The organism is Clostridium sp. HV4-5-A1G (genome assembly GCF_900184915.1).
GTDB classification, from domain to species: domain Bacteria; phylum Bacillota; class Clostridia; order Clostridiales; family Clostridiaceae; genus Clostridium_B; species Clostridium_B aromativorans.
Window position 1 is genome coordinate 1 of sequence record NZ_FXYI02000126.1, and the last position, 10,732, is coordinate 10,732.

The 10,732-nt window shown below is 34.7% G+C and carries 12 protein-coding genes; 7 read left to right on the forward strand and 5 right to left on the reverse strand.

The window, feature by feature from the left end; genetic code table 11:
* Positions 1-119 precede the first annotated feature (119 nt).
* The 3 genes from J5G60_RS12845 to J5G60_RS12855 all read left to right on the forward strand — a co-directional run bounded on the left by J5G60_RS12845 (position 120) and on the right by J5G60_RS12855 (position 2,065).
* Complete coding sequence (locus J5G60_RS12845; protein ID WP_150358568.1) at positions 120-719, forward strand: tyrosine-type recombinase/integrase; 600 nt, start codon at positions 120-122, stop codon at positions 717-719.
* Positions 720-803: 84 nt separating this feature from the next.
* Complete coding sequence (locus J5G60_RS12850) at positions 804-1,589, forward strand: N-formylglutamate amidohydrolase (RefSeq protein ID WP_150358567.1); 786 nt, start codon at positions 804-806, stop codon at positions 1,587-1,589.
* A 278-nt stretch (positions 1,590-1,867) separates the two neighbouring features.
* Positions 1,868-2,065 (forward strand): ATP-binding cassette domain-containing protein, encoded by a 198-nt coding sequence (locus J5G60_RS12855; protein ID WP_229981421.1) that lies wholly within the window; start codon positions 1,868-1,870, stop codon positions 2,063-2,065.
* Here J5G60_RS12855 and J5G60_RS12860 read toward each other — a convergent pair.
* Positions 2,024-2,407, reverse strand: coding sequence for a DUF1523 domain-containing protein (locus J5G60_RS12860; protein ID WP_150358566.1), 384 nt, complete (start codon positions 2,405-2,407; stop codon positions 2,024-2,026). The two genes, J5G60_RS12855 and J5G60_RS12860, sit on opposite strands and share 42 nt — an antisense overlap.
* Before the next feature lie 172 nt (positions 2,408-2,579).
* Here J5G60_RS12860 and J5G60_RS12865 point away from each other — a divergent pair, with 172 nt between their 5' ends.
* From J5G60_RS12865 to J5G60_RS12880, 4 genes are all read left to right on the forward strand, one after another.
* Positions 2,580-3,107: a 2'-5' RNA ligase family protein gene (locus tag J5G60_RS12865; protein ID WP_150358565.1), complete on the forward strand. Its 528-nt coding sequence runs from the start codon at positions 2,580-2,582 to the stop codon at positions 3,105-3,107.
* 22 nt (positions 3,108-3,129) lie between these two features.
* On the forward strand, positions 3,130-3,957 hold the full coding sequence (locus J5G60_RS12870; RefSeq protein ID WP_150358564.1) for an alpha/beta hydrolase: 828 nt from the start codon (positions 3,130-3,132) through the stop codon (positions 3,955-3,957).
* A 138-nt stretch (positions 3,958-4,095) separates the two neighbouring features.
* Entirely contained in the window at positions 4,096-4,584 is a 489-nt protein-coding gene (locus J5G60_RS12875) for a DUF6803 family protein (protein WP_150358563.1), read from the forward strand.
* Positions 4,585-4,856: 272 nt separating this feature from the next.
* Positions 4,857-5,831: a D-2-hydroxyacid dehydrogenase gene (locus J5G60_RS12880; RefSeq protein WP_150358562.1), complete on the forward strand. Its 975-nt coding sequence runs from the start codon at positions 4,857-4,859 to the stop codon at positions 5,829-5,831.
* 85 nt (positions 5,832-5,916) lie between these two features.
* On the opposite strand, the gene proC is transcribed toward J5G60_RS12880, so the two are convergent.
* The 4 genes from proC to J5G60_RS12900 all read right to left on the reverse strand — a co-directional run bounded on the left by proC (position 5,917) and on the right by J5G60_RS12900 (position 10,658).
* Complete coding sequence (gene proC, locus J5G60_RS12885; protein WP_150358561.1) at positions 5,917-6,723, reverse strand: pyrroline-5-carboxylate reductase; 807 nt, start codon at positions 6,721-6,723, stop codon at positions 5,917-5,919.
* Positions 6,724-6,785: 62 nt separating this feature from the next.
* Positions 6,786-9,164, reverse strand: coding sequence for a trans-4-hydroxy-L-proline dehydratase (gene hypD / locus J5G60_RS12890; RefSeq protein ID WP_150358560.1), 2,379 nt, complete (start codon positions 9,162-9,164; stop codon positions 6,786-6,788).
* Between the two features lie 6 nt (positions 9,165-9,170).
* Positions 9,171-10,073, reverse strand: a complete 903-nt coding sequence (locus J5G60_RS12895) for a trans-4-hydroxy-L-proline dehydratase activase (RefSeq protein WP_150358559.1) — start codon at positions 10,071-10,073, stop codon at positions 9,171-9,173.
* A gap of 24 nt (positions 10,074-10,097) precedes the next feature.
* Positions 10,098-10,658 carry a helix-turn-helix domain-containing protein gene (locus tag J5G60_RS12900; RefSeq protein ID WP_150358558.1) on the reverse strand — a complete coding sequence of 187 codons (561 nt, stop codon included), beginning with the start codon at positions 10,656-10,658 and terminating at the stop codon, positions 10,098-10,100.
* Positions 10,659-10,732 lie beyond the last annotated feature (74 nt).

The following is a 10,732-nucleotide window of genomic DNA, read 5'->3' on the forward strand; positions in this document are numbered from 1 at the left end:
GTTTCTACTATACTATTTTTCTACATATATATCAATAAAAAATACATTTTTGGAGAATTTATGATATAATAAATTCAACAAAATATTTATTATGTAGCATTATCCATATGGAGGTATTTATGAGAAAACAAGTTAATAGAAAAATAAAATACTTTACACAGCAAGAGATGAAAAAGATTTTTATTGCAATTGAAAATTCTAGAAGTAAACATTCTTGCAGGGATCTGGCAATTTTCAGGGTAGCCTATAGATGCGGACTGCGTGCATCTGAAATAGCGATGATAAAATTGGATGATTATAATATGTCAAAAGGAGAACTTTATTGTAAAAGACTGAAAGGAAGCAGAAACAACACAATACGTTTGGATTCCAATGCAAAATTTGCATTGGATAAATATATAAGAAAGTATAATATAAGAAATAGTTCTGAAAGTATATTTAAAAGTCAGAAGGGAAATCCTATTTCCAGGCATACCCTTGATTATTTGACAAAAAAATACTGCAGTATTGCTCATATAGATGATAGTTCTAAATGTCATTTCCACTCCATTAAACATACTACAGCTGTCCACCTGGCTGAATCAGATATGGATATCAAAGAGCTCCAATGGTGGCTTGGGCATAAATCTGTTTCAAATACAGAAATTTATTTTCAATTTACCACGAAGCAGCAGGAGAAGATGTATTTAAAACTTAAAGAAAAAAGCGAAATGGTTTAGCTGGAAGGCGTGTTCTAGAGTCTTTAATGTATTTGTTGAAATAATGTGATATATTGTATTATAATTATTTACGGGAGGAGATATATGGTGAATTCAGTTACAATAAAAGATGTTGATAATCCCTGCAGTATTATAGCCAGTATACCTCACAGCTCAAGCAGCATAACTTCGGAAATGAAAAAAAACATGAAAAAGAGTGTAATACTTGCCAATAACGACTGGTTTTTAAATGAACTGTATGATTTTCTAGGAGAATTGGATATAAACTCTGTTTCAGCTAATTACAGCAGATATGTAGTAGATGTAAACAGGGATATTAAAAATAAATACATACATGATGAATATACAAAATCTCTTATTTATTACAATACCACATTTAATAGAAAAATTTACAACAGAGAGCTTGATAAAAGTACCATAGAGGATAGGATAGAAAAAATATACAAACCCTATCATCTAAGTCTTTATGAGGAAATAAATAAAATTTTAAGAGTGAAAGGCAGGGTATATCTGTTTGACCTGCACAGTTTTTATGAGCAGTCCAGAGCGGATATAATAATTGGTACCCGTGAAGGAAAAACCTGTTCCGCAGATTTTTTAAACATGGTATATGTTTCTTTCTTAGACAGTGGATTCAATGTAAAAGTTGATGAAAAGGGGCTCAGAGGAGGATATATTACAGCTCACTACGGTTCTATCGATCATGTACAGGCTGTACAGATTGAAATAAGGTATACTGCATATATAGAAAACAGGTATTTTGGTGAAGAAGAGATTCAAAATGTAGATTATAAACTGTTTAATGATGCAAAAATGCGATTGCATGGGGCATTTTTGAAGATAAAAAAAGGCTGTGATGAATTGGCTTAAATTACATAAAGTGATTTTTTAGTGCTTTTATTGACAAAAAAATTCAGATCTGCTGCTGGCAGGAATAATATTTATAGGGATTCTGGGACTTCTGCTGGATAAATTAATTGTTATTTTTGAAAAATGGGTAGGAAAAACATGGGGCATTGTTCCTGGACGGGAAGGTGAGTAAAAGTGTTTATAGAAGTCAACTCTGTGTCCAAAATATATGGAAATAAAAATGAGAAGGGATTTGAAGCACTTCACAGTGTAAATTTAAGTATAAAAAAGGAGAATTCATATGCCTTTTAGGTCCCAGCGGCTGCGGGAAATCAACTCTTTTGAATTTGACAGCTGGATTTGACAAGCCTTCTTCAGGAAATATATCCATAGATGGGAAAAAGGTAACCGAACCTTCTGCAAATTATATAACCATATATCCAAGGAGGCTACTTTTATTTTATGGCCCTGGTTTTTACGATATTCTCATAAGATGACAACAGTGGTATTCTAAACCCGTAAGCACTGATTTCATATTTTCTGTTAATTCTCAGTCCACCGTATATATCTTCAGAATTGAATTTCAGCTCCAGCAGACTATTTGTATTTTTAAATGTTCTAGTTTCTCCATTTTCCATCTGAGTATAAATTAAGTAATAAGTACTGCTGTTTTGCTTTTTTACTTGTTTACTGGCGATTGTTACTATATAGGTATTTCTGAAGAAATGGGGGAACAGTATATATACACCAGCTGCAGCAATTATTCCGATTACTATTATTTTAATTTTAAATTTTAAGGATTTATGAGATCTAAAATTATAAAAATGTTTTCTTCTCATGAGAGTTCCTCGATATTAATAAATAGATTATACTTTATTAATATTCTTTTTTGTTCCATATTATGTTAAACTATCTGTGACAATATTTTAGAACAGATAGGTTTTTTGATGTAGAAAGATTTTGAATTAATTGACAGCATTAAATATAGAGTGAAATAGGGGATGGTAATGAATGGAAAGATATGTTATTGTGTGTGCCATAGGAGGTGCAGTGCTAAAATTTCATGAAAAGCTAACCAGCAGCGTCTGTTACAAATTTAATAAAAAACGAACTAAACTGCCTGCACATTTTACAATAAAGGCGCCTTTTGAAACTGATAAAATTGAGGAGGCGGAGAATGTACTTGAAAGGTTTTCCGCAGATAACCGCAAAACACCCATAAAATTGAAAGGTTACGGAAAATTTAGGGAAGATGTAATCTACATGGCCGTGGAAATGTCACCTGAGGCAAAAAAAGTTCATGATGATCTTATATCTCAACTGGAGAAAATACCGTGGATGAAATTTAAAAGCAATGAAGGAAAAAATAAAGTATTTCACTGTACAATAGTTTCTAAAAAAATAAAGGATAATTTTAAAGATATATGGAAGTATGTATGTAAATACCCTTGTGATTTCAATGAATACTTTGACAATATATCTCTTTATCACTGGGAGGTCAATACATGGGTACTGCTCAGAAAATATGAGTTTGTTTAAAAAAATTATTGGAGGTATTTGTATGACTAATTGTGTTGGTGGAAAAGTTAAAACTTTTGACGATATTGAATTATTTTATAAAAAAAGCCTGGTTGAAAGACCAAAAGCTGTATTGGTAGTTGTTCATGGATTATGCGAACATCTGGGACGTTATAATTATTTTACCGAAAAACTAAATGATTTTGGCTATAATGTGTATAGATTTGATAATAGAGGTCATGGTAAATCCGGCGGTGAGAGGGGTTATGTAGAAAATTTCCAGTATTTTTTTGATGATGCTGATTTATTTGTAAATATGGCCAAAAAGGAAAATGAGGGCATTCCGGTATTTATGTTTGGTCATAGCATGGGAGGATTTATAACTGCCGGTTATGGAATGAAGTATCCGGATAAACTGAATGGGCAAATACTTTCAGGGGCTGCAGTAATAGATCTACCTGCTTTTAAATCTATCAAAAATAGCATTGATTTTGATAAGAATCCCTTCCAGAAAGTACCAAATATCCTTTCGAATCTAATATGCAGGGATCCGGAAGTTGTAAAGGCTTATGACGAGGATCCTCTTGTGCTGAAGGAGAGCAACGTCAAACTCCTGGGTGAAGCTTTTGTAAAGGGTCCGGTCTGGATTGAAAATAATGTAAAAAAATATAAATATCCTTGTCTTATACTTCATGGAGGCAATGACCAGATAGTGACAAATGAAGCATCAAAATGGTTTTATAAAAATATATCTTCCGAGGATAAAAATCTGAAAATATATCCTGGATGCTATCATGAGATTCTAAATGAAAAAGATGAAAAAGATGTTGTCATAGAGGACATTCACTCCTGGATTGAGAAGAGGATATAGAGAAAAAAGTCCGCCTGTTTTTAAAAAGGCGGGCTTTTTTCATAAAACTGAAAAAGCCAATACATTTTCATAAGATCTCCATAACTTTTTGATACAATCTCTTTGTATCGATATTAAAAATTATTGGAGGTTGTAATCATGAATATGACACACTACATGTCCCTGCTTATGGACAATCAGCCCTGGAATCTGATTATCTTTATGGCTGTGCCGGTAATATGTGCTGAAGCTCTCACTATTACGGAATTTTTTATAATATACAATAGAATTGAATCAGGCTGGATAAGAACTTTAAACAAAATTGTGGGGATTTTTGATGGCTTCTATTTTACAGGAATATTTATCTACTTATTTATAAATGCGGTGATACCGCTTACGGGCGGAGGCGGATGGCATACCTGGGTGGATGTAGTTGCAGTAGGATTTTATTTAAGTGGTGTAATATTTTTACTGCCAATAGCACTTATGGAATTAGGTATAATATTTAAAAATAAAAGAAGTGAAGAGAGACTTAAAATTCACTTTATTTTAGTGGGTGGATTTTTAATAGTTGCCCATGTTGCAATGATTTTTGGCATGGTAAATCCTGAAATTATAGGTACTATGAAGGTAATGCCAAAGATGTAAAAAATATAAGTAGCATTTTATCCGATGACTACCTGCTCTAATACTTCCACTTCTCTAAGTGGGAGTAAAGAGCAGCTACGTCCCTGGATAACGATTTCTAAGCATCAGGTGGAGTCAAAACTCCATCTGATGCTTAGAAATCTGTTTATCCATCTTATGTAAAAAATTTTCTGTGTAAAGATATATGGTATAATGAAAAAAGTAAAATATAATAGAAATATGATGAAAGTTGAACAGCTTACAGTTAAAGATTATTGGTAGGAGTGGTATATGTGAAAATTGTTGTATTAGATGGATATGTATTGAATCCGGGGGATTTGACCTGGGAGCCTTTGAAGAGGTTTGGGGATTTGACTGTTTACGACAGGACCGTATATGATGGCAGCAGAGATGATTTGATAATTGAAAGAATAGGAGATGCAGAAATTGTTTTTACCAATAAAACACCCTTGTCTGAAAATGTATTTAAAAATTGTCCTAAATTAAAATTTTTAGGAATATTGGCTACGGGATATAATGTAGTAGATGTGGATGCTGCTAGAAAACTTGGTATTACGGTTACAAACATTCCTAATTACAGCACTCAATCCGTGGCTCAGATGGCTGTGGCACTGCTGTTGGAACTGACGAATCATGTGTGGATTCACAATGAGGCCATAAAAAACGGAGAGTGGAACAGAATAGGGGAATGGTGTTTCTGGAAAAAACCATTAATTGAACTGGACAATAAAACGGCTGGAATTATAGGATATGGAAGAATAGGTCGTGCAACTTCTAAAATAGTTCAATCCATGGGAATGAAGGTAATAGCTTATAACAGGCATCAAAATAAAAATCTGGAGAATGACAATATGAAATATGGCACATTGGAGGATGTATTTGGGAAGTCGGATGTTATTTTTTTGCACTGTCCTCTCACTGATGACACCAGAGGAATAATCAACAGACAGTCCATAAGCAAAATGAAAGACGGAGTCATAATAATAAATAATGCCCGTGGACCTTTGATTGTGGATGAGGATTTAGCCGATGGGCTGAACAGTGGAAAAATTAGAGGAGCAGCACTGGATGTTATGTCACAGGAACCTGTAAGAAAAGACAGTCCTCTTTTAAAAGAGGAAAATTGCATAATTACTCCTCATATTTCCTGGGCTGCTAGAGAAACAAGGCAGAGACTCATGAATATTGCGGCAGATAATCTAAGACAGTTCTTGGAGGGAACACCTGTGAATGTGGTTAATAATTAGCATTTATTTACGAGTTCAAATTTATATTAAAGAGGAGTGTAGATTGAAAAACCTACACTCCTCTTTGATATTCTTTGAGAATGTATCACTTGGATAATTCAATTGATTTTTGAGTTGTCTTTCTCACTGCTGAAATAACTGCATTTCTGAATCCTTTTTCTTCAAGCGCAGCTACTCCTTCTATGGTAGTTCCGCCAGGGGAACATACCATATCTTTTAGAGCGCCAGGGTGTTCTCCAGTATCAAGTACCATTTTTGCAGAACCGAGTACTGCCTGTGCAGCAAATTTATATGACTGGTTTCTTGGCATTCCATCCAGTACAGCAGCATCTGCCATGGCTTCAATAAACATGTATACAAAAGCAGGTGAAGAACCGCTTACGGAAGTCACTACGTCCATCAACTTCTCATTTACTATTTCTCCTTTTCCAAAGCTCTCAAATATATGAAGTACCTCTTCTGTTTCCTCTTTAGTCACTTTGTCATTGGGGCATATTGCAGCCATCCCTTCTCCCACAAGAGCTGGTGTATTTGGCATAACCCTGACAATCTTTAATTTTCGACCAAACATTTCTTCTGTGCCCTTTATATTTTTACCTGCGGCAATTGTCACTATTGTGACATTTTCTTTAACATGGTCCTTTATTCCCTTGATAACTATGGGATATAGATTTGGCTTTACGGATAATACCAAAATATCCGCATTTTCAGCTACTTCATTGTTATCCGTGGTGGTTCTGATTCCATATTTCTCAGCTGCTTTTTTCAAACTTTTTTCATTTAGATCTCCTACAATTATATTTTTGGGGGCTACAAGTTTTGCTTTAGTTATTCCCCCAATCATTGCCTGACCCATGTTTCCACATCCTATAAAACCTATTATTTTATTCATAATGTTCCTCCCTCGTAAATTAAAATTTTTTGTATATCCTATCTGTAATCTGTTGTGGCAAATCAGCAGCAGGAACACCCATCAAAGGATTGTTCTGTTCTTTGAATTATTTCATTTTGCAGTACCTTATCAAGATTATTGAAATAATCGCTGTAACCTGCAACACGTACAATAAGATCCTTGTACTCGTCAGGATTTTTTTGAGCTGCTAAAAGTGTTTCCCTGCTTATCACATTGAATTGTATGTGATGTCCATCCAGAGTAAAATAAGATCTTACAAGGCTTGCCAGATTGTTTAAGCCTGTGTCGCCTTCAACTGCACTTGGATTGAATTTTTGATTTAACAGAGTTCCGCCGGTTCTCAAGTGATCCATTTTAGAAGCCGATTTTATTACTGCTGTAGGACCGTTTGTGTCCGCACCTTTTTCAGGTGAGATACCTTCTGAAACTGGAGCATATGCCTTTCTTCCATTTGGAGTTGCACCCATAACTGCTCCAAAATAAATATGACATGTAGTTGGAAGCATATCTATTCTATAGAATCCACCCCGTCCATTCTTTCTGCCATTTACTTCATTGTAGAAGGCATCAAATATCTGTTTCATTACGGTATCTGCATAATCATCGTCATTGCCGTATTTAGGAGTCTTATTTTTTACAAGGTTCAATATATCCTCATGACCTTCAAAATTATCCTTTGTTGTATTCATAAGCTCACTCATGGTTATATTATTTTTGTCAAATACCTGATATTTTATGGCTATCAAGCTATCTGAAATTGTTCCTATTCCAACGCCCTGAATATAGCTGGTATTGTATCTGGCTCCTCCTGCATTATAATCCTTACCCTTTGAAATACAGTCGCTGGTTATTATGGAAAGGAACGGTACGGGCATCAGGGAAGCATATAGTTTTTCAATTACCCTGTTTCCCTGGACTTTTACATCTACAAAATATTTAAGCTGTTTTTTAAAAGCATTGAACAACTCATCGTAGGTCTTGAAGGTGGTTACATCTCCAGTTTCTATTCCAAGTTTTTTACCTGTAGTTATATCAGTGCCGTTGTTTAATGTTATCTGAAATATTTTAGGCAGATTCAGATATCCCGTAAGAATATATGCTTCTTTACCGAAGGCACCTGCCTCAACACAACCGCTTGTACCGCCGCATCTGGCATCTTCTATTGATTTTCCTGCCCTTACAAGTTCCTGGGTAACGGCATCTGCATTGAACATAGATGGCTGTCCCCAGCCTTTTCTGGAAATTTCACAAGCTCTTTTTACAAATTTCTGGGGGCTTTTTTTACTTATCTGAACGTTTGAACTTGGTTGAAGAAGTCGCATTTCATCTATTACATCCAGTAAAAGATAACTTACATCATTTACGCCGCTTTTACCATCTACTGTTACTCCTCCTACATTTATATTTGCAAAATCTGTGTAGGTCCCACTTTCCTTTAAGGTTACACCCACTTTTGGAGGTGCCGGCTGATTGTTGAATTTTACCCAGAAGCATTCCAGCAGCTCTTTTGCACTTTCTCTGGTCAAGGTTCCTTCTTCAAGACCTTTTTCGTAAAATGGATTTAAATGCTGATCCAATCTTCCAGGGTTGTATGCATCCCAGGGATTCAGTTCAGATATAACACATAGGTGCACAAACCAGTACATCTGCAAAGCTTCCCAGAATGTCCTGGGGGCATTGGCAGGTACATGCTGACATACCTTTGAAATTTCAAGAAGCTCCTGTTTCCTCAGGGGATCTTTTTCTTCCTCTGCCAGTTTTGCAGCATATTCAGAATAACGCTGACCCAGAATCATTATTGCATCACAAGCTATGCTCATAGCCTCCAGCTGGTTTTTCTTGTCCAATGCTTCGTCATCATTGAAGAAATCGAGATTATTTATGGCTCTATTGATGTCATTTTTAAAATCCAGAAATCCCTTTTTATATATTTTGTCATCTCCCGCAGTATGCCCAGGACCTCTCTGTTCCATAAATTCAGTGAACATTCCTGCAGCATAGCAGTCCTTCCATTCATCGGTCATGCTGTCTAAAATTTTATGTCTCATGGATCTTTTTTCCCAATATGGAATTATGGTATCCTTTTGAATCTTTTTGTCTTCCTCATTTACCTTAAAAGATATTTTTTCACGTATATTCATTATATCAAAATCCTTTAAGGTATGGCAGCACAGTTCAGGATAGGTATAAGTGGCTGCTGGCGCTTCTCCTCTTTCTCCAACTATTAATTCGCCTTTATTGATGCAGAGCTTCTTTTTACTCATTAGTTCTTTTAAGACTAGAGCTCTGAGTACTGGTATGGATACTTTCCCTTCATACTTTTTATAAACGTCACTTTCAATTTGAGCTCTTTCCATAGAGATCCTTGGCACAGCATTCAAACTTTCTTGTCTGAGTCTTTTTACTCTTTCAGTCATCATAATCAATCAACCTCCTATTTTGATTTTTATTCCAGCTTTCTTAAATTTTTGGCTTATTTCCTCCATCCTTTCGTCAGAAGGTTTCTCCATGCCGGATAATTTGTAATTCATTTTTAGTCTTCTGTATTTATCCATTCCTATCTTGTGATAGGGCAGCAGGTTTACCTGTTCTACATTTATGATTGATAGTAGTTTTATTGTTTTTTCTATATGGTCATTATCATCGTTGATTTCCTTTATTATAGGCATTCGAAGATATATATTACATCCCATATTGGAAAGATTTTCAATGTTTTTGAGTATAATATCGTTTTCAGCTCCAATATATTTTTTATGTTTTTCGTTATCCATAATCTTTATGTCATATAGGAATAAGTCGACTTTTGAAGCTATTCTTTCAAAACTTTTCCATGGCGCATAGCCGCTGGTATCTACTGCAGTATGAATTCCCCTGTCTTTGCATCTTTTGAGTATATCATCCAGAAAATCCACCTGCATAAGTGGTTCTCCTCCAGAAAAAGTAACGCCTCCACCGGATTGTTCATAAAAAACTTCATCTTTTACAATTTCCTTTATAAGCTCGTTTGATGTAATATTTCTGCCAACATGTTCTCTGGCGTTATTTGGACAAAAATCTACACATTTTTCACATAGAGTGCATTTGAATTTATCGATTTCGGGAAAATTGTTATTTATTTTAATTGCATTCTGAGGACATTTTTTAATACACTTACCACAAACAGTACATCGTTCTTCAAAAAACATTATTTCATGATTTGTGTTTTGACTTTCAGGGTTGTGGCACCACCAGCATTTTAAAGGACATCCCTTGAAAAAGACCGTAGTACGAATTCCAGGGCCGTCGTGAATGGAATATTTCTGTATATTGAAAATAGTACCTGATGTCAAGTAATTCACCTCCTAATTTGATAATTATTTTTTAAAAAGGTTTGGGGTATGAACTGTCAATATTTTTACGATTCTGTTGGTATTATTTGTCCAGTTATGTTCGCGATTTGAGCTGTAATGAGCGCTGTCTCCGGGAAATAATTCATATCTTTCTTTATCGATCAATAAGGTTAAAATTCCCTCCAGTACGTATACAAATTCTTCGCCAATATGCGGATATGAAGTTATTTCTTCATCGCTGCTGCTTGGAAGTATTTCAAAAATTCTTGGAAGTAAATTTTTCCCCTCTATATCGTTTGTCAATTGAATCTGTATGATTCGATTGTTTTCTACCTCCAGTACCTCTCTTTCATAACTTCTCAGAATAAAATTTTTCTTGTTTTTAGGCTTGCTCAGGAAATAGTATATTGTAACTCCTAAAGCTTTAGCAATATTGTCCAATGTGTCAATAGCCACGCTTGTTAAGCCTCTTTCCAATTGGGATAAATAGCCAATGGATAAGTTGGTTCTTGAACTTAAATCGTTTAAAGTTAAATTATTTTTAGTTCTCAATTCCTTTATTTTTTCGCCAATATCTAAATTCAAATTAAGTCACTCCATTTTTATATTAAAATTGTAGATTGTTTAACAATTTCTAATATCATTATATTATACAAAAA

Excerpts from the sequence above, each read along its gene's own strand:
- J5G60_RS12845 (WP_150358568.1), top strand. The coding sequence starts at position 120 with ATGAGAAAACAAGTTAATAGAAAAATAAAATACTTTACACAGCAAGAG.
- J5G60_RS12850 (WP_150358567.1), top strand. The coding sequence starts at position 804 with ATGGTGAATTCAGTTACAATAAAAGATGTTGATAATCCCTGCAGTATT.
- J5G60_RS12860 (WP_150358566.1), bottom strand. The coding sequence starts at position 2,407 with ATGAGAAGAAAACATTTTTATAATTTTAGATCTCATAAATCCTTAAAA.
- J5G60_RS12865 (WP_150358565.1), top strand. The coding sequence starts at position 2,580 with ATGGAAAGATATGTTATTGTGTGTGCCATAGGAGGTGCAGTGCTAAAA.
- J5G60_RS12870 (WP_150358564.1), top strand. The coding sequence starts at position 3,130 with ATGACTAATTGTGTTGGTGGAAAAGTTAAAACTTTTGACGATATTGAA.
- J5G60_RS12875 (WP_150358563.1), top strand. The coding sequence starts at position 4,096 with ATGAATATGACACACTACATGTCCCTGCTTATGGACAATCAGCCCTGG.
- proC (WP_150358561.1), bottom strand. The coding sequence starts at position 6,723 with ATGAATAAAATAATAGGTTTTATAGGATGTGGAAACATGGGTCAGGCA.
- hypD (WP_150358560.1), bottom strand. The coding sequence starts at position 9,164 with ATGATGACTGAAAGAGTAAAAAGACTCAGACAAGAAAGTTTGAATGCT.